Source organism: Vibrio sp. PNB23_22_6, from assembly GCF_052877535.1.
In genome coordinates this window covers 161117-185318 of sequence record NZ_JBNFXP010000006.1, presented here as the reverse complement: position 1 = coordinate 185318, position 24202 = coordinate 161117, and the positions used below count along the sequence as shown (strand labels likewise).

The window sequence follows — 24202 nt, the reverse complement described above, 5'->3', positions numbered from 1 at the left end:
AAAGCGAGCTATTAAGCTCGCTTCTCTCATGTACTTTAACGGAAATTAACGGCGGCCTACGCCCATTAATACCGACATCGTTTCGCCTTCAGAAGTGATTTCAAACACCTTTTTAGATTCTACGTCATTAAAACCTGCGGTAAGCAGTGCACTTTCTGATTTCGCTAGCGTGAAGCCTTCTTTGGATGACTGTGCCACCCAATCAAAGTGAACGAAATAGCCATCTTTATTTAACAATGAGCGCGAGATCTCGAGAGACGTTTCAACGTCATCTACAAATGTCAACACAGATGATGCAACAACAAGATCAAATTGCCCACGAAATGCTGGATGTTGAGCGACCAAACCACGACTCAATGCATCAACCACTGGCTCTACATTAAGCAGCACTTTTTTATCAAGCTCTTCGATCATCGCTTCCGATGCGTCTAGCGCCACGATATCTTTCACGAACGGAGACAATAACTGGCTTAGTTGTCCCGTCCCACATCCAAAGTCCAATACTTTAATGCCATCAAGCTGAGTAAGTTGTTGTAACTGTGCAAACACCGACTGAGCAAATTGTTCTGTTGCTGGGTTTGATTCCCACCGCTTTGCTAAGCCATCCCAATCTTGTGCCATCTTGGCCTCCATGTTCACTTCTTGTAACCCCCATAGATTACCCGAAAAACGTTAAAACACCATAGACTTATCTGGCAGTTCAGTGTTTTTTTCGATAATCTTTCTAGGCATAGGGCATCCATTCCAGAATGTTTTTCGTTGTCGCCATTTCTTTTAAGGTTCCTTTTAATCATGAACTTAACTCAAGTTGAAGCCTTTTGTACCATTGCCGAGTGCGGATCCGTCTCTGAGGCAGCGCGTCAATTAGACTGCAATCGAACCAAACTTAGTATGTCCATCAAAGCGTTAGAGAAAGATCTTGATGTCGAGTTATTTAATCGAACCGGCAACCAGTTAATGCTGTCAGAAGCTGGTAAAGCCATCTATAAAGACTGTGAAAGCTTACTTGTGACGGCACAGCGCATCAGGAAAACGTGCGATCTCGTTTCAGATGGCTTTAACGCCGAAATTTGGGTCGCACGCGATGACTCCCTACCCGATGAACTTTGGCAAGAACTTTCCCATACACTCAATAATCGCTTTCCTTCGACTACCTTTAACCTCATTTTGGCTTCTAGTGGTGATTTGGCAAACTTGGTGAGCACCCAGCAAGTTGATTTTGCTTTTGGCGTCGATTACGAACGCGTTGACGACCCACACATTGTCTATAACCCACTGGGTAAAATTCGTATGATGTCAGTGTGCAGCTTTGATCATCGTTTAAGTAAAATGCGTCGTGTCACCGATGAGGACTTGCGCAACCAAATGCAAGCTTTGATGGTGTATTTGAGCGAGAAAGACAACCCAGAACTGCAACCGTTTTCTACCCGATACATCGGCTTCTCTAGCTTCGATTACATGCTCAATACTATTTTGGAAGAAGATGCATGGGGAGTCTTGCCTGAACCTTTGATCCGACACTACTTGCGAAACCAGAAACTAGCGGTGATCAAACACACTTACGGTTTGACCCAGGAGGATTACTGCATGTTCGTTCCAAACGGCCAAACCGAGCACCCTGCAATGAGTTGGCTGGCTGATAAATTAAGCGAATATTTATTCGACTTCTAAACACGCCACAGTGAGCGTCAAATTATTTGACAGCAAAAATCAAGCGTAAACCTTTGATAAAAAAGAAAATAATAACAAAATAGCAATTCATCATCTAAATGTCACACAGTTTCTATTTGCTTAAATTACTCGCACCGGAAAGAATGTCACGGTTTAAAAACTAAAGGCATCGATTATGTGTGACAGGACAAGCAAAAAAGAAAACCGTATCTTAACCTTCTCAGCCCTTTTAGCGTCAGGGTTTGCGATTGGAGGGATAGTACTTGGCTTGCTTGTTGGGTCTATTGTCATTGTATTTGACGGTGTGTATTCTCTGGTCAGCCTGCTGTTAACTTTATTGTCACTGGCAGCCTCGTACTACATCAGCAAGCCATCAAAGTCTATTTTTCCTTTCGGTAAAGCTGTACTAGAACCAATCGTTATCTCGATCAAAGCAGCCGTAATTTTGATTGTTGTAGCCTTCTCATTGTTTTCAGCACTAACAGCCTTAATGTCCGGTGGTCGTGAGGTCAATGCTTCTATCGCGACCATCTTCGGTATTGTAAATGTGGTTGGTTGTGGTTATGCATGGTGGTTTATGACGAAGAAAAGTCGTCGCGTGTCATCAGGTCTAATCGAAGCTGAGAAAAAGCAATGGCAAATGGACACGCTATTGAGCGTAGCCGTAACCGCAGGCTTTGTCGTTGCATGGTTATTATCACTAACGCCATACGCACATTACGCAGTGTATGCTGACCCGATGATGATGTTACTTATGGGCTTCTACTTCTTGAAGGTACCGTTTGATATGTTAGTTGGAGCGCTACGTGAACTGTTAATGATGTCACCAAATAAAGAGCTTTGTCAAAGTGTAGGAAAAGACGTTTTCGAAATTGAAAGAGTAACCGAGCACCAGTTGAAACTGGCAGGTGTGACAAAAGTTGGTCAGGAGTTACGCGTGAATGTTGATGTCCACGTAGATGACAACATGCTAGAGCTAGACACACTAGAACACACTCGTAAACAACTGACAAAGCGTTTATCTAAGCATCGATTTAAACTACAGTTACAATTGAACGTTGCATATTAGAGCATCGAATTGAGACATTGGAACTAACAGTAAAAACTCCTTTATCGGGAGTTTTTCATTTCTTCGATAAGTGAACTCGCCTCCCCCCCCCTTTATTGACTGAAGTTACCTCGCATGTAAATGCGGCGAACAAGGGGGAGAGCTATTCGCTGCTAACTTGATCTCCCCGTCCTTCTGCTAGTAACTTGCCCAGCGATCTCGCGCTTCTCTTTAGTAACTAACCAACACGTCAGCGAACCAACCGTTACCATTACAGCACCCAGCCAGAAACTAGGGCTTAGCGTGACACCAAGAATAATAGAAGAAAACAGAGCAGAAAAAATCGGTGTAAAGTAAGACAGCGTTGCAAAAAACACCATATTGCCGCCAACAATCGCGATATTCCAAAGACCATAACCACCAGCCATCAAAACCGCAGACGCCAACAAGTACCCCATCGCCTCCCAACTGAATACCATTGGCGACTCATCAGTAAAGGCATATTTGATCCACAAAGATACCGCTGTCGCGATAAAGAATAAAGTGATCGCGTTGTGCTTCGATTGTTGTCTTTGAGTCAGGTTGCAATACACAGCCCAAATTATCGCCCCAGTAAACGCCATAATATACACTAGCGGATTGCTACTAATATTGGCCACTAATTGCTTTGGAGATAAACCATTATCACCACTGACTGTCCAAGCTACTCCAATAAACGCCAAGGTTACCGCTGGATACAATAACCAGTTTGGCTTTTTATTACTCGCCAGCACAGCAAACAACACTGTCAGCGCCGGCCAGAGATAATTAACAATAGCGACTTCAATCGCTTGTGAGCGAGAGTTAGAGTATCCCAATGCCAGCGCAAGCAAGATCTCGTAGCTGACAAACATCGCTCCACCCAGAACTAAATACTTGGGTGAGAAATTCGACAGTTTTGGAATGCCAACGACAATCAACAGAAAAACAGCGCTTAGCGAGTACAGCATCGCTGATCCCCCTACGGGTCCCAAACTTTCTGTCACCAACCTTGCGATGCCCAGTAAACAGCTCCAAGAGAGAATGGCGATACAACCATAAAGAGTGAAACGAAACTGATAGGATTGCATGTTATCTATGTGACCTACTGCTCATGAATGCCAAAGGAAAGTGCAGCTTAACTCAAAAATGATCCGCTTCAACGTACTCTTTTTCCAAAATCGGTATAAAAATATTTCTATTAAGTGGTTGGAGTCGATATGAAACATTTTTTACCTTCGAGTGTCATGCTGACACCCTTTGTTGTGCACTACTATGAAGAAGATGACGAAAGTGTAAACGTTGAAACGAATTCGGAAGCACAGAGTCTAGACAGTAATAAACAACCAAAGGAACGTTCAGAGTAAAGGATTCAATCATGAAAAAAGTTGCGGTTATTTTGAGTGGTTCAGGCGTCTATGACGGCTCTGAAATCCACGAAACTGTATTGGCGTTGTATGCCATTGAGAAAGCAGGGGCAACCTGGCACTGTTTTGCTCCTAACATTAACCAACTTCATGTAATCAACCACTTAACGGGTGAAGAGATGAATGAAACACGTAATGTGTTAGTGGAATCCGCACGTATCGCACGCGGCAACATTAATGATGTTGCAAAACTTAATGTCGATGAGTTCGATGCCCTACTTCTACCTGGCGGCTTTGGTGCAGCGAAAAATCTAACCGACTTTGCCGTTTCTGGTGCGGAATGTTCAATCAACACACACGTAGCACAAGCGTGTCGCGCTTTTGCACAAGCAGGCAAACCCGCTGGCTACTTGTGTATTGCACCGACCATTATCCCTATGATTTACGGCCAAGGAGTGCAAGGCACAATTGGTAGCGATGAAGCCACAGCAGCGGCATTTGATTATATGGGTGGCGAGCATGTGAGTTGTCTGGTGGATGAGATCCATTTCGATGAAAAACACAATGTACTTTCTACGCCAGCCTATATGTTAGCGGAAAATATCTTACAAGCTGCTTCAGGCATCGAAAAACTGGTTAATAAGTTAGTCGAAATCGCCTAAATAGAAAACGTTTGCTTATAAAGTGTCAAACGCATCCCCGTTGATAGATAACCTATTAATGGGGCTTTCTTATACTTTAGTCTAATTGAGGTGTAAACCGTACGAATCTTGTTATTTTTGCCAATTTTTTGCGTGATAAATGGGAAATTTTCGCTACGTTAAGTAGGTGTTGCACCAACTCATTGTGCAATAAGACTGTCATTACACTTTCCTGCCTAAAGTGACCTCTAAACGGTTAAACTTGTTTTAGATCAAACAAAAACAAGAGCAGAGTATGCAGAGTGAATGACAGATTAAGAAAGATTATTAAAAATAACGATGGAGCAATCCAATATGACAAGTGCATTCTTTATCCCTACTGTAAACCTAATGGGCGCTGGTTGTTTAAAAGACGCAACTGACAGCATCCAATCTCAAGGCTTTAAAAAAGGTCTGATTGTTACGGATAAGATTCTTACCAAATCGGTGTCGTAAAGCAGGTTCAAGATCTACTCACCGAACGCGACGTAGCAACCGTTGTGTTCGACGGCACTCAACCAAACCCTACTATTAGCAACGTTAACGATGGCTTAGCACTTCTTACGGCTAACGAATGTGACTTTGTTATATCTCTAGGTGACGGCTCACCACACGACTGCGCGAAAGGTATCGCGCTTGTTGCTTCTAACGGCGGACAAATCGGAGACTACGAAGGCGTTGACCAGTCTGCAAAACCAATGCTGCCACTTATCGCAATCAACACGACTGCGGGGACAGCGTCTGAAATGACCCGTTTCTGCATCATTACTGACGAAGAACGTCACATCAAGATGGCTATCGTTGATAAGCACACAACGCCGCTTATCTCAGTTAACGATCCTGAGCTAATGCTTGCTAAACCTGCTTCACTAACTGCAGCAACCGGCATGGACGCACTAACGCACGCTGTTGAAGCATACGTATCTATCGCCGCGACACCAATCACTGACGCGGTAGCAATCAAAGCGATTGAACTTATCCAAGCGCACCTACGCACAGCAGTGAAAAACGGTGAAGATCTAGAAGCTCGTGAGCAAATGGCATACGCACAGTTCATGGCGGGCATGGCATTCAACAACGCATCTCTAGGTTACGTACACGCAATGGCGCACCAGCTAGGTGGTTTCTACGACCTTCCACACGGTGTTTGTAACGCGATTCTTCTACCTCACGTACAGCGTTACAACGCGCAAGTATGCCCTGAACGTCTACGTGATGTAGCAAAAGCAATGGGCGTAAACGTAGAAGGCATGTCTGCTGAAGCAGGTGCAGCGGCAGCAATCGACGCTATCGTTACACTAGCGAAAGAAGTTGGTATCCCTGCAGGTATCAAAGAGCTTGGTGCGAAACTAGAGGACATACCAACACTCGCAGACAACGCCCTGAAAGACGCTTGTGGTTTCACTAACCCTAAACAAGCAACGCACGAAGAAATCTCTAAGATCTTCGAAGAAGCGATGTAATCTAACTGAGTAAATCATTCTCTATTGCCTTAATTCAATCCCCGATATCGTATCGGGGATTTTTTATGTTCACATACCCTGCCAAACATCGCCTTTTAATGTTAGCTTTTAAACATTAATACGATTCATATTGGAAGGAACCATGAGAACGATTGCTGCTGCCCTACTCGCTTGTTTATCCTTTTCTGCCAACGCTGCCGAATACCGCGCCAACGAAGTGGCGAATGGGTTTCAGATCCCTTGGGGGATCGAGTTCTTAGATAACCATCGCGTTATCGTCAATGAAAAGAACGGTACGGTTTCGTTGCTGGATATCACCACAGGCAAACCTCAAAAGCTGTTTAACATCCCCGATGTGAACACCAGTGGACAAGCCGGCTTATTGGATGTCGCGCTCGCACCGAATGCCGATACGCAAAACCCGCAACTGTTCTTTACCTACAGCAAGCGCACGAGTAAAGGCAATACGGTGGCGTTAGCGACGGCGCAATTGCAAAACAATCAGCTTGTGGGTTGGAGAGATCTCTTTGTTGCTGATGCCATCACCGACACAGGTCGCCACTATGGCAGTCGAATTTCATTTATTGACGACAAAGTTTACTTCTCAATCGGTGACCGTGGCGAACGTGATAATGGGCAAGACACTCAAACCCATGCAGGCAGTATTCTTCGTCTCAACCTTGATGGTTCGGTTCCGCAAGACAATCCTTTCAAACCTTCCGAAGCGCGACCTGAGATTTGGAGCTACGGACATAGAAACCCTCAAGGGCTGTTTTACGACGAGGCGACCAAACAGCTGTGGTCGATTGAGCATGGACCACGCGGCGGCGATGAGATTAATCTAATCAAGAAAGGCGCGAACTACGGCTGGGCAAAAGTCTCTCATGGTAAAGAATATTGGGGTCCGTTGGACGTCGGGGAAGCTAAGTCGTTACCAGGAATGGAAGATCCCAAGCTGGTTTACATCCCTTCTATCGCACCAAGTAACATGATTTTGTACCGTGGCGATAAGTACCCTGAGTTGGACGGGAAAATCCTCGCCGGAGCCTTGAAGCTGGCGCACATCAACGTGGTTTCTATTGAGAATGGCAAGCTCACCGAATCAAAAAGATTGATGGAGAATCTCGGTGAGCGAGTAAGAGATATAACCATCAGCCCCGATGGTTATATCTACTTTTCTACCGACAGCGGCAAAATCTTTCGTCTTGAGGAGAAATAGTTTTCTCTGACGAACTAGTCAAAAAAGCTAGCTCTTTAAACTCACTGCCACCGTTTCATTGTCAAAATCGAGCGTCATGGTCGAGCCCAATGGAACGGTGAGCATTGGGTGAGTATGGCAGCTATCAAAGTCATACAAGATCGGTAGTGGTTGACCGTTAAGTACTTCTAGCAACACGTCTATGGGTGCACGCCCTGTGCCTTTATCGTTGAACTTTTCATGCTTGCCAAGAACAACCGCAATGACTTTATCAAACACACCGGAAAGCTTAAGCAGCGCAAAAGATCGTTCGACCGTTTCAATACCCTGCAAGCAATCTTCCACCAGCAAAATATCACCGTGTTCGATAATCGGCATAAACTTGCTTGCCCAGATGCCTTTCATGGTATTGAGGTTTCCGCCAATCAAACGCCCAGTGATCTTGCCTTCGCCTTTAAAGTGCCATTGGTTTTGCAAGGTTTGCTTTGCGCGGTCTTGCTCGCCCCACTCTATCCATTCATCTGTCCACCCTTGAGGCATTGTGTATTGATGCTCCAAGCCATCTAACGTATTCACAATCGCCTCAAACGAAGCAAAGGTCTCGTCCACCAATGGCGGGAATTCACCCAGAGATGCCACCAAAGCAGGACCATAGAAAGTAACGATGCCGGTTTGTGCATAAATGCCCATGAGTAAAGCTGTGACATCCGAATAGCCAACAATGATCTTTGGATCTTTCTTCAGCGCCTCGTAATCAATGTAAGGTAGCAATGAGTTACTGTTATAACCACCAATGGTCGACATAATACAGCGCACTTCGGGATCACGAATCAGCGCATTCAATTCTTCTACTCGCTCTTGAATCGAACCCGAGCGATATTGGTCAGTTTTGCCCGTTAAGCTGCCTGCTTTTAGCTGGTAACCATGGGATTCCACGTACGCTTTGGCACGCTCAAAACGAGTTGGAGCAAATACCGTGGCTGGAGAGGATGGCGAGAAAAAGCCGATGGTGTCGCCTTTTTGTAATCGTTTAGGAATGATCATGCGCGTCCTTGTTTTGTGATACATGGTTGATTTATTTTCGTACAATCTAACCAGAATAATCTAAACTTAACAATAACCCTTTGTTTTTTAAAACGATAGTTCGGTCACGTTGTACGAGGTCATTATGATTCCATTCCCTTTACAGCTCGACAAAATTAAAGCCGTTGTGTTTGATTTAGATAACACCTTGGTGAGCTCCGGCATGAACTTCGGTGAGTTACGTCGCCAACTCGGTTGCCCACAAAGCGAAGACTTGTTGGATTTTATCGATGCTCTCGAGCATCCTCACCATCGTGAGCATGCTCATAATGTGATATTTGATTATGAGGTTTCTGACGCGAAGCTGTCTTCCCCGATGCTTGGCTGTCATGAGCTGTTAGCACACTTACATCGAAACAAAATCAAAACCGCCATCGTCACGCGTAACTGTCAAATCGCAACACAGCGAAAATTAGAACACAATCAAATCGCTGTGGAACGGGTTATTACGCGTGAGTGTTTTCCACCTAAGCCCGATCCATTATCACTGCAAATGTTGGCGAAAGAGTGGCGCTTACTTCCTCATGAGTTTCTTTATGTCGGTGACTATTTATATGATCTACAAGTAGCCTATAACGCACAAATGCCCTCTTGCCTCATTCATCATGGGGATGACGTAACATTCAATGATTCTGCTTCCATCGCATTTAATGAATTGAGCGACTTACTCGCCTGCTTTGAATCTTTACAGATAACATGAAAAAAAGAGCACTAAGATGCTCCTTTCTGACTTAATTCCGCTTAAGTCGCATTTGCTAAACGTTATACCAATCACAATAAGTAAGTGATAATAGTTAGCTCAGGAAAAACGCTAGAGAACAAAGCTTAAACTTTCGATAAGTAGTTATTCTACAATCAACTTACTTTGAAACGAAAAGTTAACGAAGTTATCGAAAGTAGGTAAATCGGAAACCAGCAAGGGCGATGCATGCTGATCTACCGTGTTGATGTTTCGATAAGTAAATGCCGCTGAGACTAAAAAAGTACCGCTAGCAACACAAAACTGAACTGCAACTTCCCAGATATCGTAAGGTTCATCCATAAACTCCTGACAACGATGAGCCATTAATGTAACGACATTTAGGTTAATATTAAATATATGCTTCTGACATTACTGCAAAAACGAGGCATTGCATTTAGAAAATGCTCCTCCCTCCTAAATTAAGCATTATGATCTAATTTAAAAACTGTATTTAATATTGGCAAATAACAAGGTTGTCGGCTCTTCGCCAAAAACACTGTTACGGCTTCCACCGAAATTCTGGATAACGGTCAACAATTGCCAATCATTTGCCAAAGAGTAGCTGCTCGATAGCCCAACAAAATAGGAATGATCATCATAATAGCTAGCCGACAATGTAAGACGATTCAGTGGCGTAAGATCGAAGCTGAGATCACTGTACCAAGTATGATGGGTGAAGCTTAACGTTTTGGCATCCAATGGGAGATTGAGGTACGTGAGCGCACTGGTCACTTCTTGCGGCTCTGAAATGTACAACCACGCGAAACGGCCTAACCAACTTCTTTGCCCACCGAAGCTATAATCAGTTTCAACGCTTGCTACCGCCGTTTTCTGTGTGGGTGTCCCCTGATAGTTAGAGTCAACTGGGTCAAACCAACTAAGCTCACCGCGGAGCCCTGCATCATATATATCCGTCGAAAAACCGAATCCGAGCACATAGTCCAAGCGCGATCGTCCAACAATCATTTGATAGTCCCAACCCGATTGATTGGCGAAATAACGTAAAGCCGTGCTGTCCTGCCCAGATCTTCTAGCAGGTGCGAACACCAGTTCCACCCCATCTGCGAAGCCAAGGTGGTAGCTGCCCATAATCGCATCTGTGCCAGCTCGCTCTTCATAATCAAAGTCATAAATTGAATATGCATTGTAGATGTCATTCGGGTTCCAGACCGTGTTCATTGACCAATTGACCCGAAACCGTCCCACTCTCGCACCCCAGTCCTCTCGTTGCCAAGAAATATTGAAGCGATCAAGTTGCGTGTTAAATATAACGCCATCTTCACGCCAATTCTTACTCAGATCAAAATAGCCGTTATCTAGTGAAACTAAATCTGCATAGAGGGGAAAATCTGCCGCATCTCCCCACAAGACACGGTTTCTCATCCCAATATTGACACGCCAATCGGAGGAAAATCGATACTCAACGTTGATGCGATTATGAACTAAATGGTCCAGAGTATTCGTTTGATTGTCAGGAAGCGCATAGGTTGCCATGTATTTGATATAACCGTCCAAGTCCCATTGCTTTTTCGGTTCTAAGCCTGGCACATTCGCCAATAATTGAGTCGAGAAAAACACCAACAACGGCACAATTAACGCATAGCTAAACACCCCTTGATCATAGCGACAGTGATTGCTCTTCTTATCTTTATGCATGAGTTCTCTCAGACGCACTTTCGATATTGCTGAAATCTCGCACTAATCGTCCATCTTCAAAAACAATGATACGGTGTGCGCGTTTAATTACTCTCGTATCGTGAGTAGAGAAGATAAACGTTGTCCCTTCTTGCTCACTCAATTGCTCCATGATATCAAGCAGCTCAGCAGTACTTTTGGCATCGAGGTTAGCGGTCGGCTCATCGGCCATGACAAAGCGAGGTTTGGGAGCAAGCGCTCGTGCAACGGCAACTCGCTGCTGCTGACCGCCTGACATTTTCCCTGGCACCTTGTTCATCTGGGCCGCCAGTCCCACTTGTTCAAGCAACGAACTGGCACGTTCTCGGCATTCTCGCTCCGTTTTCCCCTGCAATTGCATCACAAACTCTACATTCTCTAACGCTGTCAATACTGGCAACAAACTGTAGTCTTGAAAGATAAAGCCGATGTTATCGCGGCGATAGGCGATCAATTCTTTTTCAGACATCTCCGAGATGAAGCAGCCATCAATTTCAACAGTTCCAGAGGTGGGCGAATCAATACCACCAATCATGTTTAACAAGGTTGTTTTTCCTGAACCTGACGGCCCCATTATGGCCACAAACTCGCCCTGCTTAATTTCCAGATTGACGGCTTTGACAGCATGAACCGGAAAATCGCTGTTTGGATTATACGTCTTCGTCAACTTCTTGAGTTTAATGGTCATTAAATTTTCTCCGCCATCGCATCTACAGGTTGATGCTTCAAAATTTGTCGAGCCGGATACAAGGCAGCAATGAGACTCGCAATGAAAATTGCCATAATGATCATTTGATAATCCGACAATGAAACTCGTGGATACAGCAGGGTATCCACGCCATAAGCACCTAATCCCTCCGCGAGTCCACCCAACGACAAGCCTGTCACACTAAGTACTTTAAGCATCACGACACTACCAAATAAACCAAGCGCACACCCCGTCAAACCAAGAAACAGGGTCTCTAATATGATCAACGTTCGGATCTTATGCTTTTGCATTCCTACCGCCATTAACACACCGAACTCTCGCGTTCGCTCAAACACCGACATCAACATAATATTGATAATGCCGAGTGTCATCGCGAGGACAAAAACCACCAACGTTACCTGGTTAGAGATATCCATAGAGCTCATCATGGTAGAAAGCAATGGTTGAATTTCAGACCATGATCTTACCGTTAGTGTGTGCGATGCAGATTTAGGAAAAGTCTCTCGAACAAAAAACTCTGCGACCTTCAATACATCGCTTTGATTGGAATTTAAAAGAATAGCAATTTCATGTGCGCCGGAAAGGCCAGCCAGTTTCTCTAAATCGGCTTTTCGCACATAGACGTTTCCCTCATCAAAAGTGTTTGAAGGCGTTTTGAACACACCTCTTACGCGAAATGCCGCACCTGCAACATCACCATGAACATCAGATAGCGTTAAAATCACCTTAGAACCCACACGCAGATTCAATCGCTGCATCGTTTTGGCGGACACTAAAATCGGATTACGTCCCTCTTCATTGAGCCACTCCCCTTCAGTGATGTGTTTGGCTAATGGTGTGATCCGGTGTTCTTGCTCAATATGAATACCGTTAATGCGCACCCCACGCGTGCTTCGTGCAGATGCGATCATCCCATCAACTAGAAAGCGAGCCGAAATAGCGGCTACTTCTGGTTGCCTGAGTAAATCTCTCGTTAATGAAGGGGAATCAGGGATGATGGCTTTGAGTTCGGGGTTATTCAAATAAGACTTTTGGTGAACTTGCAGATGGCTTGTTTGCCATGAAATGGCATTTTTTATCATGCTATCAACGATGCCATTCATAAAGCCCATCATCGCAACAACGCCCATTAGACCAAAAACCATCGCACCCAACATAATCGACGTTCTCAGTTTATTGCGCCACAAATTTCGCCAAGCCAATTTAACTAGCATGCATGCCCCCTTTTAGTGCGCTTGCAACAGGTAAACGAAGCAAACGTGAGATTGGGTACAGCAAACACAACAACACAATGACTAATACCACTATGATCTGGTCGATCAATAAACGGGGCTCAAGCAGCACAGGGACTATCGGTTCAAAGCCACTCTCACGCATCAACTGCGCCGCATCGCCTGTGATTTCAATGGGATTAAAATAAAAATAACCCAACACAGGTGCACTTATCAAAAGCCCGATGACAATACCAATGACGGAAATAAACGTTGATTCAATGACCAACAACGCAACCAATTTTGAACGTAACATACCTGTTGCGAGCATAACGGCAAACTCACGCTGACGCTCTAAAGTTGTCATCAGGATGGTGGCAAATAGACCAAACCCCACCATCCCATACAAGATATAGATCAAGAATATCCCGCCAGCTTTATCTAACGCGATCTGCTGTGCCATTTCCGGAGAGAGTGCTTGCCAATCTTTCACCGCCACATCCTCACCATAACTTCGTTGGAGTTGGTAAACCGTCTCAGGTAACGTGTGCAAACTTTTTGTGTTCAATACCCACGCTGTCACTTGATCATTGAGAGAATAGAGGGTTTGAGCGACATCAAGTGGCATATAAACCAGTTGCGAGTCAAGCTGCTGTAGAGGGAAATGAAGTATCCCAGCAACGTTATACAGCCCAGCGGCCGTTTGACCTCGATAACCCGCCCCATAAAGCACTAGTTCATCTCCAACTTTAAGCTGTAAATACTGGGCTAGGCCACCACCAACTAACACAGACGGTTGACCTGAAGAAATGAAGCCACCTGCAACAATTTTATCACTGATGCGAGAGTAATGATCTTCTGCGGCAGGATCGACGCCCAAAACCATCACGCCTTTGGATCGTTCGCCATTCGCGGCCAATGCAACAGATTCCACCCGAGGTAAGATCACATCGATATTTTCGTTACCTCGAGCGAAGGAGATGAAATCGTCACTTTGTGGTAGCACATCATCTATGCTCGACGACTCTCCAAACTCGGGATGTTGCAGTTGCACTAAGCCGCTATAAAATTTGGCGGTATTTTGTATAGTAGAAGTATAACTCCCTTCTTGGAACGCTCGGGTGATGAGAGACAGAAACAACACTAGTGCTAAGGCAGAAGCAGTCAACAGAGTTCTGCGCTTTTGTCGCCATAAATTCCGCCACGCCAGCTTTATCAGCATTGCTTTCTACCCCTCCTCTTGGTTGATAACGTATCACTCCGTCAATCACGTAATGATTTCATTTGCTGCTGAGAGAAGAAACCATCATCTATCTCGAAATCAAACTGAGCCTGATGAGTCGTTAGCACTGTTTTATTTCCCGGTTCATCCACGGGTTGCATCTCCATCCGCGTTGCTAACTTTCGCCCCCCTAACAGCTTCACGTCGTACGTTGTCATCACATTGACCAACTCATCGAACTCATCATAAAAGTCAACTTTACGTTGTAAGTATGTCGATGTTGATATCCATAATGTTATCTTACTCCAGACTACGGGCGCGTCGGGATTCGCAACCGCTTCTATTACCCAAACGGCATCGCCATCGAAACTGTCTTTTCTCTTGAGTTCATGCTGATAGTCGACAACGATAGAAGACTGATTAATTAAATCATCATTCGTGAAATCGGATCCCATCCAAGATTGACTCAGCATGGACGGTGCAATTTTGATCACGCGCTCGATACTTGGTACCCAATTCCACATCTCTCTCTGACGCTTTAGTGATGCACTGCCCTTGTCTTTCGCTGGAGCAGTCACTAAAACCAGAGAAAGTTCTGTTCCTTTAGTCCAACTTTTCATGCTCATAGATCGAGTCCAGTCTGGACGAATAATGTCCATCGTCGCTTCACTGTAACTGGCATCTCCTCGCATCGCGAGATCGGATTTCTTGACAATCTCAAACGCAGTTTCTGCGTAAACTGTCAAAGAACAAAACCAACTTATTAGAAAAACAACCGTTTTACGCATAACCATCCTCAGTGCCAAATGCTAATGAGTAAGCAGCAAGAAATAACAACAAAAACATTGAGTTCAAATGAGTATAGCAAGTGATGTGCATAGTCGTACGAGGTTGAAGTCAAATTCTAATCAAGCTGATTGAACCTCAAAACATTACGCTTCGCGTGAGATATCTATCGTCACCGATTGCGCATAGGGCTCCTAGGCGAGAAACGCCTGACACAGTCCACAAAACCAAATCAAAAACACATTGAAGGTTCGCTCAGTTCGCTTAGGTTTGTTAGTTTACTCGCAATTTTGGCCCTATTATTTTTATCGATCAGATTATGCCTTCCCAATACAGAATTAATAAGATCGTCGAGATTGGCGACACACTACACAGAAGCGGATGTGCTCCGTATAAAGTAGAGAAATACACTCAGCACTATGCACAAAAGCATGGTGTCGATGTCATGATTCAAGCCACGCCAACGGCGATTAACTACCAGTTTCCCGATGACAACAACGCTGTCGTTCTTAAGCGTTTGAAGCCAGCTTCAATCAACCTTAGCTTACTCGCAAATACCATCATTCAAATTAGCCAACCCAGCAGTGAACCCGTTCATGAACCACCCGCATACTCAAATTGGATCATTGCTCTTGCAAATATGGGCATTCCGGCCGCATATTTAATGTTGGTTGGCAGTACCTTAGAAGCAATTGGCTTTGCGTTTTTGCTTGGCTTAATGGTTTGGGGTTGTCAGCAAGTTTGCCGTGATCGTCGTGCAATTGCGGTAGAATTTGTTGCCGCGTTATTTACAGGGATCATTGTTGCCTACCTATCAAGCACAGGCTTGCCGATACCCGTTTGGGCATTATGCATTGCGACTATTGTTTTGTTCGTGCCAGGCTTATCCATTGCAAATGCGCTAGAATGTTTGGCATTTAACGACTTGGTTTCTGGCACGAGTTTATTGGGGCAGTGCGCGTTATCATTGATTAAGCTGTTTGTTGGCATCACCATTGGGCTCAATATTGGTGAATCTATCTGGGGACAGGCACAATCTATTGACTATATCAATGAGGTTCCAACATGGATGCACGTCGGGGGACTGTTCTTCATCTCCGCCTGCTTAGGCGTGATATTTAACGCTCGACCAGTGGATATTTTGCTTGGTCTGCCTGTTGCAGTACTCGGTATGTGGGGGCCACTCTACCTCGGCTTTGACAGCGGTTGGGTGGTGGGAACTTGGGTAACCACCGTTCTTATAACTTTGTATGGTACTTGGATCGCCAAAAAGATGGAACTGACCGGTTCAATCTATATCATACAAGGGATTATTATACTCGTACCTGGCAGTCGCGTTCTGGTCAGTGCTGGACAATCCGTATTCGAGCAATCCATCCTACCGATCCCAAGTATTGGTCTGTCCGCTCTGTTTATGTTTTCTGCCATTGTTGCCGGGCAAATTACTGCCTATTCCATTTATTCGCCGCAAATTGAGCGATAACGATGGGTATTCCCAAGTGACTTCAAGATGCTAGCTTACTTGGGGATAAAATAAGAAACCTATTCAAAATCCACATTAATGAGCATTTTGAATAGGACTCTTTACCTCGATGCTTCTCTTTTCTGGAAAAACTGCCTTTTCCTTTTTTAATTTTCACCACTCTCCTCCTAAATAATGGGCTAGTAACAACGGCATTCAACGTGTTGTCTTTAATTTCACCTCTGCCAGATTCAAAATCTTGTGCCATTTCATTTGCCAGAGGATCGGGCAACTTGCTTTTCATAGAGCCTCCTTAATGGTCCAACCACATGAATAATAAATCATCAAATTAGTCAAACCCATTGAACTCATGCCAAGCTTTGCTACAAAAGTTCACAAACCCGCCATTTATTTGAAATTCCATCAAAAATATACAGAGTAAAAAGTGACAAAATACAAATATTTGTTCGTTCAACATTAATATCTGTTGACTCTCATCGTATTTAACCTAGACTCGATCGCGGCTAGAAAGAAAGTTCTTTGTTTGCACATTTCGTTGGATTACTTGTGATTCCGCCGTCCTGTGGTACGCAATAGCAATTTATTTTTTCCACGCTATAAGCGCCGAATAGGCGAAAGATTACACAAAAAATTAGATATTTAGGATATTAGATATGTCTAACACAGCTACTGGTACAGTTAAGTGGTTCAACGAAACTAAAGGCTTTGGTTTCATTCAACAAGAAAACGGTCCTGACGTATTCGCACACTTCTCTGCAATCACTGGTGACGGCTTCCGTACGCTTGTTGAAGGTCAGAAAGTAGAATTCGTGATCTCTCAAGGCCAAAAAGGTCCTCAAGCAGAGCAAATCAAAGTACTTTAATTTTTAAAGAATTTGATATGATGGCCAGCTAATTAGCTGGCTATTTTTTTGCCTACAATTTGTTGATATTTCCCATGGCTCTTAAACCGACAATTTACAAGTTTCGTATCGCTATTTCCGATATGAACAACGATTATTACGATTCAAAAAACCTGACCATTGCCCTCCACCCTTCAGAAAAACCGCAGCGTATGCTTGCACGTATTTTTGCATACTGCCTAAATGCGCAAGACAATTTGGCGTTCACTAAAGGACTTTCAACAACTGAAGAGCCCGATTTATGGTGCGTTGAAGCTGACCAAAGCATTACGCACTGGATTGAGATAGGTGAACCAGAACCTGAACGAGTAAAAAAAGCAACGCGTTTAGCAAAGAACGTTAAAGTCTATACTTACAACACCAAAGCATCTGTCTGGTGGGAGAAGATGGCGGGCAAGTTTGGCATGCTACCTGTTAACGTGGCGAGCTTTGACTACGACGCTATCGACGTTATTTCACAACACCTTGAACGAGGCTCTAGCCTTTCAGTGATGATTACCGGCTCTTCCATTTTTGTTGATTTAAACGAACAGCATGTCGAAGTGACGGTTAAGGAGTTGCAAAGTCATGACCCTTCTTAATCAGCTGATCCAAGATATGGGGTTTAAGAACATCCCCTTTATGGAACAGCACAAAGCGGCAAGGCGACGTTGGACAAATGAGCAAGCGCCTTTGTTCACTAAGGTATGTGAAAACAAGCCAGATACCGCCCCTGCCCTACACTTGTTAGGCCTGCTGACCAAATCACATATTGAAGCCAGCGCACAGTATGAAAAAAGCGCGACCACTTCCCAGCAGATGCAGCAAGTACTCAGCAATACTTTGGGCGATGAGCACGCAGACAAGTTTACCAACCAGTCTGCGGAAGATCTTACCCTTATCACCCATATGTGGCTATACACTCAAGGCTATCTAAATATGGATTTCAGTCTAGCGCATGACCATGCAGAGCAAACTCAACATACATTGCACCATGAACTGATCATCAAACGTATAGATTTGGATGCATTTCGAGCCGATCTAATGCATAGTTTCTACTTAGGGAAGGAAGCAAATTCAGCTCCGTCTAAAGGAATATTAGGCTGGCTAAAACGGCTTTTTTCCCTATAAAAACCATGGTTTTGTCAAAGGGAAACAACTGATAGACTACGCTTTCTGTGCAGCACCATTACTCGTTGCATAGCTATAAGGACACTCATCTACTGAACAGCAAGGGATCATTATGAAGTTTATCCGTTGGATTTTGGGAAAAATCATTTTATTGCTCAATGCGGTTTTCTCTCCTCGAGGCATTCAACGCTCTGAAGACGCACAGAGAGATATAGACGAAAAAGCCAAGCAATATTCACTTTACCAATTTGAAGCTTGTCCATTCTGCGTAAAAGTCCGTCGTACGATGAAACGTCAATCTGTCAATATCGAACTGCGCGATGCTAAAAACAACCCAACGCATCGTACGGAGCTTGAACAAGGTGGCGGTCGAATACAAGTTCCTTGTCTTCGTATTGAAAAAGATGGCCAAACACAGTGGCTTTATGAGTCTTCTGATATCATCACTTATATTGAAAAAGAATTTTCCTAGTTCCCCCTAGAACATTAGCGGATATAAAAGAGGCACCTACCGATGCCTCTTTTCTATTTTCTGTTTTCAATGTTCAAGATACTTTGAATTAGACATTACTCGCTACTGCCCAACAATCAGCATGAGTTCAACACGGCGGTTACACGCTTTTCCTGTAGAGGTCGCGTTACTGCACTGCGGAACATACTCACCAAACCCTCGAGAAAAAATACGCTGACGCGGTAAGTTTGTCGCCAACAATTGCTTTTCAACTTCCTCAGCACGTTTTTCTGACAAGCTGTCATTAAAAATCGCACGACCAGTGCTGTCTGTGTGACCATCAATCACGACGTCTATGTCGCTTCTTCCGGCTAAGTAATGACCAAGGTTTCGAATCCAATCTTGTGATTGCAGCGAAAGTTGGGCAGACCCCGTTTGAAAATGAACCTGCTCTTTTAAACGCACCATTAAGTGCTCGCCACTGACCGCTTCATAAGCGATATGATGTCGATTCAAGAACATTTCTAACGATGTCGCACCTTGCGTCATTTCTTGGGGAGTCGTTCGGGGTTGAACCTCGCAATTTGATGCTACGTAGGGTGTTGCCACGTATCCCCACTCTGGGTGCATCAATTCCGAGTTCGTTCTAGGCGCGGTATCTAACATATTACCCCCCGGAACCATTTCTGAATTTATGCTGCCACAACCAGCTAAGATGCCACAAATAACCAAAAACCAATGCTTCATAGCGATACCAACGTAGGATAGATTCTTATATGTCGACCAAACATGTTATTACTTTAACATGATTAGTCATTTGCTCCCTATTCTCTAGCAGCTATCATGCCAATGACAAACGTCGGCTTCTCACTATGCTTTCTCTAATGAGGCAGTGCGCCTAGATAATGTTTCAACTAAACATTATTCAATTGTGTAACAAGTCGTATTAATAGTTTTCGTTGATCACATTAACCGATAAACTAACCTCCACTGTTATATTCAGAGTGTTATTATGTTCAAAACCATTTTCAAAGCTTTTGCCTTAGTTGCCGCTACCGTGGCATTGTCTGCTTGTGATGACGGCAATTCTCAGCCACAACAAGGTAAGCAGTTCGAGGTATTGCCAGTTTCTCTTGCAGAATACAACCTAGCGCCACTGAGTGAAGTATTCTCTCTTAATTGCGGCCATTGTCGTTCAATGGAAGATTTCGTCCCTCAAATCGAATCACTCACTGATCAAAAAGTGGAAAAACTACACGTGACATTTAATGAAACCGCTCAAATCAGTGCGATTATCTACTATACGGCAGTAATGCAGCTTGACGGTACCCCGGATAAAGCGTTCATGGCGGATCTTTTCGCTGCCGTTCAAATGAGTGCAGACGCGACGGCAGACGAACGCCAAGCAGCGGTAGAGAAAGCATTTGAATCTCGTAACCTCATCAGCCCTTATCAGCTCGACAAGACACAGCAAGACAAACTGTTTGAATATATTGTAAAAGCGGAAGAAATCACAACTAATGGCCAGGTCAATTCTGTTCCTGCTTTTATCGTCAATGGTAAATACCAAGTGATCACTGGTGGACATGAAACTGTCGAAGCGATGGCTGAAACCATTAACTATTTGCTTAAACAACCGAAATAACACAAGGAGTAAATGTGTCTAAATTTCTGTTTCCTCTAATTATTTTTATATTGGCTGGTTTTTTCATTTACCGTACTTGGACAAACCACCAAGTTGCTGACGAAAACTTTACTAAGGGTCAAGCATTCCTGCTAGAAAACAGTAAAAAAGAAGGCGTCATTACCACTGAAAGCGGCCTTCAGTATCTGGTTCTAGAAAAAGGGACTGCCGACTTGCACCCTACGGCAAACAGCAAAGTAAAAGTACATTACCATGGTACGCTTATCGACGGGACCGTCTTTGACAGTTCGGTAAACCGTGGTGAGCCAATCTCATTTGGCCTTAATCAAGTGATCAAAGGCTGGCAAGAAGGTGTGCAGTATATGGTCGTGGGTGAGAAAATCCGCCTATTCGTACCGAGCACACTTGGCTACGGTAAGAACGGAACGGGGCCAATCCCACCAGCAAGCGTCTTGATCTTTGATATTGAACTGTTGGAAATCCAATAATCGCCCAACAAAAACGCCGCATTGATTGCGGCGTTTTTATTGCCAGTTTCTAAAGACCAAGCCAAACCTAGTAAGCAATCAAACTTATCGTCATTTCATCTTCGTATCGGCCAGCTGCAACGCCTAGCACCATTTTATTTTAAAATGCCAAATTAAAGCGAGTTTGATTGCCTTTGCGAGTCGTTAAGAACACTGGTGTTTCCAGTATCATCTTCTTACTTCTTAGGGCTAGTTTAAATCATCGAGATACCGTCATATGAAACAATAAAGAATACCGTTTAATTTTAAACGGCATCCTTTGTTTATTCTATTTTTAATTATTTCGGGTGGAAAATTAACTTGCCGCTTTCCACCATTACACAATCCATTCCCGCGGCATGAGCAGCTTGCTTACCTAACTCTGTATCCTCAAATACAACGCATTCATCAGCGCCTAAACACAATTGCTCTGCAGCCAATAAAAATGTGTCAGGGAACGGTTTATGTCTTTCTACATCCGTAGCGGTAACAACGGCATCAAGTTTACTCAGAATACCTGCCTTCGCGAGTAAGCGCAAAGCGCAATCGCGTTGGCTGCCTGTGCCTACTGCGATTTTCTTATTACCTAAAAAACTTTCTAACACGATATTTGTACATGAGATAATTTCACCGTGCTCCTCCATTTCCGCAAACGTATCCATTTTAAAACGTGATACGATTTTTGGATCGAGAGATAAGCCATGTTCACGGTTCACTTCACTCACAATTTTAAAGCTTGGCATACCACCTAGGCTATGTAACCAATCTTGATGAAATGGGAAATTAAATCGGTCTGCCGTCGCTTGCCATGCAGCCATATGGGCAGGCATAGTGTCAATCAACGTCCCGTCCATATCGAAAATTAGTCCCTTATAAGCACTAAAATCTATTGTGTTCATCTCTATTCTTCTATTTATATACCACTGATGGTAATTTATCATCCATCGCAACAATTCTTATGGCGCCTAGTAATTATGCTCAAAATTTCTAACTCTGTCACAATTCAGGACTGGGAAATTCAATTATCTCCCATCCGAGCTCAAGGAAATGGTGGGCAAAACGTTAATAAGGTATCGTCTGCGATACATCTGCGCTTTGACGTACATCATTCTACACTCCCGGACTTTTATAAAGAGCGATTACTTGCACTTTCTGACAGCCGGATATCGAAGGAAGGGGTGATTATCATCAAAGCGCAGCAGTTTCGGACACAAGAGCAAAATAAAGAAGACGCACTTAATCGATTACAAGCGTTGATCCAATCAGCCGCCCGACAAGAGAAAAAGCGTATTAAAACCAAACCTACTCGTGCTTCACAACGTCGTAGGCTTGATAGTAAAAACAAGCAAGCGACAAAAAAGCAGCAACGCCAAAAAGTGCTGCATTAGCAAACGTCAGATCTAGCATTGGGACCGGCTATGGTTTCCTTACCTTGGTCAATTATTCAGGATGTAAAAATGACTATTAGACAAAAATTGTACTCTCTCGGCACTATCGCCATTTTGGGTATCGTGGCTCTGTTGGGGTTGTCAGCAAACTTTGCCAAACAGACCAATGAATTAAACCATGCGATTAAACTCGTCAGTGACTTGGAGATTCAACTTCTCAATTTACGACGCAATGAGAAAGATTTCCTCCTTCGCAATGACCTCAAATATCTCGACAAATTTGAAGCGAATGTGGAACTCTTCCTTGGCTTAGAAAAAGAATTAGCTGACATCCTAACCCATTATGAACTCCCTTCTAGTCAGCCATTCAAGCAAGACTTATTGTCTTACCATGGTGGATTTCAAGACCTAGCCACAGCATATAAACGTTACGGACTCGACAATGACAGCGGCTTGATCGGCAATTACCAACAACAATTGCTACGTGCTAAGCAAAGTGCCACTCATCCGCAGTTTCTTGCTCTTATTGAGTTCGATTCAGCCGTCAAATCTGGTGAGGTGAATGCTAACTTATTACAAGGTTTATCTGCTGCAGGATTGTTGGATAGTGCCAAACAGGTCGCAGCACAAAAACAAATCATTGGTGTGAGTTACAAAGAAGGATTGCTCGGCAAAACTCGCTCCCTATCGCATACGGTAGAAGCACAGTTTAAAACTTTCTCTTCTTTGATCGGCACTGCCACAGAGCAGCGCAATTCACAAATGGCGATCATCAAACAAGCACTCACGGCCATCGTGTTACTTGTGCTTGTTGTACTTATCTGGCAAATCTCCCGATCAATTAACAATCGCGTCAGTGTTTTGTTAAACACTATCCAAAATATCAGTGTGAGTAACAATATTAGCTTACGCTCAGAATTAACAGGTAAAGACGAGTTAGGAGACATCAGTCATCATCTAAATGATTTACTCAATAAGCTAGAGTGCCTTATTCATGATACGAAAGAGAAGTCAACTCAGCTGTCTGCAAGTACAGATAACATGCATCGTGAACTTGAGGGGGTAATAGAACAGTTTAATACTCAAACCGATCACACCTCTTCAATGGCTACGGCGGTTCAGCAAATGGTCGCAACCATTGGTGAAATTTCAGAGAGCACCTCTGTGGCAGTCGAAGGCGTCCATCAAGCCGCAAACAACGCTGAACAAGGTCGCGACGTGGTTGAAACAACGGTAAAAAACGTTGGTCAACTGACGAGCATTCTTTCCAATAGCCAGCAATCCATTCGCTCTTTGAATGTGCACGTAGACAAAATTGGTGGCGCAGTTAACATCATCCAAGATATTGCTGAGCAAACCAATCTTCTTGCGCTAAATGCAGCGATCGAAGCGGCACGAGCAGGCGAGCAAGGGCGTGGCTTTGCGGTTGTCGCAGATGAAGTTCGAGCATTAGCAAGCCGCACTCATCAATCAACAGAAGATATCACGCATGTGGTCTCTGACATTCAGTCTCAGATGTCGATGGTGGTTGCGGATATCGACCAATGCAACGATCAGGGTCAACAAACTCTGCAAGCATCTGAACAACTGGATTCGAGTCTGCAGCAAATCATTGCCGACATGCACGCCATCCAAGGTAACTCAGAACGTATTGCTTCTGCGATCGAAGAGCAAGGCATTGTGATGAACCAAGTGAGTGATTCCATCACCGAATTGAACGTTATTTCAGAAACCAATATGCAGTCTGCGCAAGAGTGTTTGCATGAAGTGAACTCTGTCTCCACGCAAGCTCAAGAGATGGATAATGCGGTTGCCGTATTTAAGACCCGTAATGTGTAGTTCGAT

Annotated in this window: 25 protein-coding genes and 2 pseudogenes; 15 read left to right on the top strand and 12 right to left on the bottom strand. The window is 44.0% G+C overall.

The window, feature by feature from the left end; genetic code table 11:
- Positions 1-45: 45 nt before the first annotated feature.
- Positions 46-621 carry a class I SAM-dependent DNA methyltransferase gene (locus ACVA54_RS07615; RefSeq protein ID WP_172438102.1) on the bottom strand — a complete coding sequence of 192 codons (576 nt, stop codon included), beginning with the start codon at positions 619-621 and terminating at the stop codon, positions 46-48.
- Between the two features lie 171 nt (positions 622-792).
- On the opposite strand from ACVA54_RS07615, the gene ACVA54_RS07610 reads away from it, so the two are divergent.
- On the top strand, positions 793-1671 hold the full coding sequence (locus ACVA54_RS07610) for a LysR family transcriptional regulator (protein WP_099079020.1): 879 nt from the start codon (positions 793-795) through the stop codon (positions 1669-1671).
- Positions 1672-1846: 175 nt separating this feature from the next.
- The gene (locus ACVA54_RS07605; RefSeq protein WP_119464416.1) at positions 1847-2740 is read left to right on the top strand and encodes a cation diffusion facilitator family transporter; all 894 of its coding nucleotides are present in this window, start codon (positions 1847-1849) and stop codon (positions 2738-2740) included.
- Between the two features lie 152 nt (positions 2741-2892).
- Here the strand turns inward: ACVA54_RS07605 and yddG are convergent, their stop codons facing one another.
- A complete protein-coding gene (yddG, locus tag ACVA54_RS07600; RefSeq protein WP_099079022.1) occupies positions 2893-3828 on the bottom strand; it encodes an aromatic amino acid DMT transporter YddG in 936 nt (311 codons plus the stop codon).
- A 287-nt stretch (positions 3829-4115) separates the two neighbouring features.
- On the opposite strand from yddG, the gene elbB reads away from it, so the two are divergent.
- From elbB to ACVA54_RS07585, 3 genes and pseudogenes are all read left to right on the top strand, one after another.
- The gene (elbB, locus tag ACVA54_RS07595; RefSeq protein WP_099079023.1) at positions 4116-4766 is read left to right on the top strand and encodes an isoprenoid biosynthesis glyoxalase ElbB; all 651 of its coding nucleotides are present in this window, start codon (positions 4116-4118) and stop codon (positions 4764-4766) included.
- 333 nt (positions 4767-5099) lie between these two features.
- Positions 5100-6247 (top strand): annotated as a pseudogene (gene yiaY / locus ACVA54_RS07590) (L-threonine dehydrogenase).
- Positions 6248-6389: 142 nt separating this feature from the next.
- Positions 6390-7466 (top strand): PQQ-dependent sugar dehydrogenase, encoded by a 1077-nt coding sequence (locus tag ACVA54_RS07585; protein ID WP_446579418.1) that lies wholly within the window; start codon positions 6390-6392, stop codon positions 7464-7466.
- Between the two features lie 27 nt (positions 7467-7493).
- Here ACVA54_RS07585 and ACVA54_RS07580 read toward each other — a convergent pair whose 3' ends face one another.
- The gene (locus tag ACVA54_RS07580) at positions 7494-8489 is read right to left on the bottom strand and encodes a S66 family peptidase (protein WP_446649500.1); all 996 of its coding nucleotides are present in this window, start codon (positions 8487-8489) and stop codon (positions 7494-7496) included.
- A gap of 124 nt (positions 8490-8613) precedes the next feature.
- Between ACVA54_RS07580 and ACVA54_RS07575 the strand changes: the two genes are divergently transcribed.
- Complete coding sequence (locus ACVA54_RS07575) at positions 8614-9228, top strand: HAD family hydrolase (RefSeq protein WP_446649499.1); 615 nt, start codon at positions 8614-8616, stop codon at positions 9226-9228.
- Between the two features lie 189 nt (positions 9229-9417).
- Here ACVA54_RS07575 and ACVA54_RS07570 read toward each other — a convergent pair.
- The 6 genes and pseudogenes from ACVA54_RS07570 to ACVA54_RS07545 form a co-directional block, all read right to left on the bottom strand.
- Positions 9418-9566, bottom strand: a pseudogene (locus tag ACVA54_RS07570) (CHASE3 domain-containing protein); the annotation flags it as partial.
- 142 nt (positions 9567-9708) lie between these two features.
- The gene (locus ACVA54_RS07565; RefSeq protein WP_446642072.1) at positions 9709-10926 is read right to left on the bottom strand and encodes a hypothetical protein; all 1218 of its coding nucleotides are present in this window, start codon (positions 10924-10926) and stop codon (positions 9709-9711) included.
- Positions 10919-11632, bottom strand: a complete 714-nt coding sequence (locus ACVA54_RS07560; protein ID WP_099079028.1) for an ABC transporter ATP-binding protein — start codon at positions 11630-11632, stop codon at positions 10919-10921. Before ACVA54_RS07560 ends, ACVA54_RS07565 begins: the two co-directional genes overlap by 8 nt.
- Complete coding sequence (locus tag ACVA54_RS07555) at positions 11632-12867, bottom strand: ABC transporter permease (RefSeq protein ID WP_099079029.1); 1236 nt, start codon at positions 12865-12867, stop codon at positions 11632-11634. Before ACVA54_RS07555 ends, ACVA54_RS07560 begins: the two co-directional genes overlap by 1 nt.
- A complete protein-coding gene (locus tag ACVA54_RS07550) occupies positions 12857-14086 on the bottom strand; it encodes an ABC transporter permease (RefSeq protein ID WP_446579415.1) in 1230 nt (409 codons plus the stop codon). The genes ACVA54_RS07555 and ACVA54_RS07550 overlap by 11 nt, the downstream gene beginning before the upstream one ends.
- Positions 14087-14127: 41 nt before the next feature.
- Entirely contained in the window at positions 14128-14874 is a 747-nt protein-coding gene (locus tag ACVA54_RS07545) for an outer membrane lipoprotein-sorting protein (protein WP_099079098.1), read from the bottom strand.
- Between the two features lie 317 nt (positions 14875-15191).
- Between ACVA54_RS07545 and ACVA54_RS07540 the strand changes: the two genes are divergently transcribed.
- Complete coding sequence (locus ACVA54_RS07540) at positions 15192-16355, top strand: threonine/serine exporter family protein (RefSeq protein WP_446596436.1); 1164 nt, start codon at positions 15192-15194, stop codon at positions 16353-16355.
- Between the two features lie 22 nt (positions 16356-16377).
- Here the strand turns inward: ACVA54_RS07540 and ACVA54_RS07535 are convergent, their stop codons facing one another.
- Positions 16378-16638 (bottom strand): alternative ribosome-rescue factor A, encoded by a 261-nt coding sequence (locus ACVA54_RS07535; RefSeq protein ID WP_099079032.1) that lies wholly within the window; start codon positions 16636-16638, stop codon positions 16378-16380.
- 370 nt (positions 16639-17008) lie between these two features.
- Here ACVA54_RS07535 and ACVA54_RS07530 point away from each other — a divergent pair, with 370 nt between their 5' ends.
- The 4 genes from ACVA54_RS07530 to ACVA54_RS07515 all read left to right on the top strand — a co-directional run bounded on the left by ACVA54_RS07530 (position 17009) and on the right by ACVA54_RS07515 (position 18839).
- Complete coding sequence (locus ACVA54_RS07530) at positions 17009-17218, top strand: cold-shock protein (protein WP_005375625.1); 210 nt, start codon at positions 17009-17011, stop codon at positions 17216-17218.
- Between the two features lie 74 nt (positions 17219-17292).
- Positions 17293-17838 (top strand): YaeQ family protein, encoded by a 546-nt coding sequence (locus ACVA54_RS07525; protein WP_099079033.1) that lies wholly within the window; start codon positions 17293-17295, stop codon positions 17836-17838.
- Positions 17825-18367, top strand: coding sequence for a hypothetical protein (locus ACVA54_RS07520; protein WP_099079034.1), 543 nt, complete (start codon positions 17825-17827; stop codon positions 18365-18367). The genes ACVA54_RS07525 and ACVA54_RS07520 overlap by 14 nt, the downstream gene beginning before the upstream one ends.
- A gap of 112 nt (positions 18368-18479) precedes the next feature.
- Positions 18480-18839: a glutaredoxin family protein gene (locus ACVA54_RS07515; protein ID WP_099079035.1), complete on the top strand. Its 360-nt coding sequence runs from the start codon at positions 18480-18482 to the stop codon at positions 18837-18839.
- A 102-nt stretch (positions 18840-18941) separates the two neighbouring features.
- On the opposite strand, the gene ACVA54_RS07510 is transcribed toward ACVA54_RS07515, so the two are convergent.
- On the bottom strand, positions 18942-19565 hold the full coding sequence (locus ACVA54_RS07510) for an OmpA family protein (protein WP_099079036.1): 624 nt from the start codon (positions 19563-19565) through the stop codon (positions 18942-18944).
- 265 nt (positions 19566-19830) lie between these two features.
- Here ACVA54_RS07510 and ACVA54_RS07505 point away from each other — a divergent pair, with 265 nt between their 5' ends.
- Positions 19831-20463 carry a thiol:disulfide interchange protein DsbA/DsbL gene (locus ACVA54_RS07505; protein ID WP_119464409.1) on the top strand — a complete coding sequence of 211 codons (633 nt, stop codon included), beginning with the start codon at positions 19831-19833 and terminating at the stop codon, positions 20461-20463.
- 14 nt (positions 20464-20477) lie between these two features.
- Positions 20478-20951 (top strand): FKBP-type peptidyl-prolyl cis-trans isomerase, encoded by a 474-nt coding sequence (locus ACVA54_RS07500; protein ID WP_446649498.1) that lies wholly within the window; start codon positions 20478-20480, stop codon positions 20949-20951.
- Positions 20952-21268: 317 nt separating this feature from the next.
- Here the strand turns inward: ACVA54_RS07500 and ACVA54_RS07495 are convergent, their stop codons facing one another.
- A complete protein-coding gene (locus ACVA54_RS07495) occupies positions 21269-21868 on the bottom strand; it encodes a beta-phosphoglucomutase family hydrolase (RefSeq protein ID WP_099079039.1) in 600 nt (199 codons plus the stop codon).
- Between the two features lie 75 nt (positions 21869-21943).
- On the opposite strand from ACVA54_RS07495, the gene arfB reads away from it, so the two are divergent.
- Complete coding sequence (gene arfB, locus ACVA54_RS07490; protein WP_099079040.1) at positions 21944-22357, top strand: alternative ribosome rescue aminoacyl-tRNA hydrolase ArfB; 414 nt, start codon at positions 21944-21946, stop codon at positions 22355-22357.
- A 69-nt stretch (positions 22358-22426) separates the two neighbouring features.
- Positions 22427-24196 carry a methyl-accepting chemotaxis protein gene (locus ACVA54_RS07485; protein WP_099079041.1) on the top strand — a complete coding sequence of 590 codons (1770 nt, stop codon included), beginning with the start codon at positions 22427-22429 and terminating at the stop codon, positions 24194-24196.
- The last annotated feature ends 6 nt before the right edge of the window (positions 24197-24202 follow it).

Excerpts from the sequence above, each read along its gene's own strand:
- ACVA54_RS07615 (WP_172438102.1), bottom strand. The coding sequence starts at position 621 with ATGGCACAAGATTGGGATGGCTTAGCAAAGCGGTGGGAATCAAACCCA.
- ACVA54_RS07610 (WP_099079020.1), top strand. The coding sequence starts at position 793 with ATGAACTTAACTCAAGTTGAAGCCTTTTGTACCATTGCCGAGTGCGGA.
- ACVA54_RS07605 (WP_119464416.1), top strand. The coding sequence starts at position 1,847 with ATGTGTGACAGGACAAGCAAAAAAGAAAACCGTATCTTAACCTTCTCA.
- yddG (WP_099079022.1), bottom strand. The coding sequence starts at position 3,828 with ATGCAATCCTATCAGTTTCGTTTCACTCTTTATGGTTGTATCGCCATT.
- elbB (WP_099079023.1), top strand. The coding sequence starts at position 4,116 with ATGAAAAAAGTTGCGGTTATTTTGAGTGGTTCAGGCGTCTATGACGGC.
- ACVA54_RS07585 (WP_446579418.1), top strand. The coding sequence starts at position 6,390 with ATGAGAACGATTGCTGCTGCCCTACTCGCTTGTTTATCCTTTTCTGCC.
- ACVA54_RS07580 (WP_446649500.1), bottom strand. The coding sequence starts at position 8,489 with ATGATCATTCCTAAACGATTACAAAAAGGCGACACCATCGGCTTTTTC.
- ACVA54_RS07575 (WP_446649499.1), top strand. The coding sequence starts at position 8,614 with ATGATTCCATTCCCTTTACAGCTCGACAAAATTAAAGCCGTTGTGTTT.
- ACVA54_RS07565 (WP_446642072.1), bottom strand. The coding sequence starts at position 10,926 with ATGCATAAAGATAAGAAGAGCAATCACTGTCGCTATGATCAAGGGGTG.
- ACVA54_RS07560 (WP_099079028.1), bottom strand. The coding sequence starts at position 11,632 with ATGACCATTAAACTCAAGAAGTTGACGAAGACGTATAATCCAAACAGC.
- ACVA54_RS07555 (WP_099079029.1), bottom strand. The coding sequence starts at position 12,867 with ATGCTAGTTAAATTGGCTTGGCGAAATTTGTGGCGCAATAAACTGAGA.
- ACVA54_RS07550 (WP_446579415.1), bottom strand. The coding sequence starts at position 14,086 with ATGCTGATAAAGCTGGCGTGGCGGAATTTATGGCGACAAAAGCGCAGA.
- ACVA54_RS07545 (WP_099079098.1), bottom strand. The coding sequence starts at position 14,874 with ATGCGTAAAACGGTTGTTTTTCTAATAAGTTGGTTTTGTTCTTTGACA.
- ACVA54_RS07540 (WP_446596436.1), top strand. The coding sequence starts at position 15,192 with ATGCCTTCCCAATACAGAATTAATAAGATCGTCGAGATTGGCGACACA.
- ACVA54_RS07535 (WP_099079032.1), bottom strand. The coding sequence starts at position 16,638 with ATGAAAAGCAAGTTGCCCGATCCTCTGGCAAATGAAATGGCACAAGAT.
- ACVA54_RS07530 (WP_005375625.1), top strand. The coding sequence starts at position 17,009 with ATGTCTAACACAGCTACTGGTACAGTTAAGTGGTTCAACGAAACTAAA.
- ACVA54_RS07525 (WP_099079033.1), top strand. The coding sequence starts at position 17,293 with ATGGCTCTTAAACCGACAATTTACAAGTTTCGTATCGCTATTTCCGAT.
- ACVA54_RS07520 (WP_099079034.1), top strand. The coding sequence starts at position 17,825 with ATGACCCTTCTTAATCAGCTGATCCAAGATATGGGGTTTAAGAACATC.
- ACVA54_RS07515 (WP_099079035.1), top strand. The coding sequence starts at position 18,480 with ATGAAGTTTATCCGTTGGATTTTGGGAAAAATCATTTTATTGCTCAAT.
- ACVA54_RS07510 (WP_099079036.1), bottom strand. The coding sequence starts at position 19,565 with ATGAAGCATTGGTTTTTGGTTATTTGTGGCATCTTAGCTGGTTGTGGC.
- ACVA54_RS07505 (WP_119464409.1), top strand. The coding sequence starts at position 19,831 with ATGTTCAAAACCATTTTCAAAGCTTTTGCCTTAGTTGCCGCTACCGTG.
- ACVA54_RS07495 (WP_099079039.1), bottom strand. The coding sequence starts at position 21,868 with ATGAACACAATAGATTTTAGTGCTTATAAGGGACTAATTTTCGATATG.
- arfB (WP_099079040.1), top strand. The coding sequence starts at position 21,944 with ATGCTCAAAATTTCTAACTCTGTCACAATTCAGGACTGGGAAATTCAA.
- ACVA54_RS07485 (WP_099079041.1), top strand. The coding sequence starts at position 22,427 with ATGACTATTAGACAAAAATTGTACTCTCTCGGCACTATCGCCATTTTG.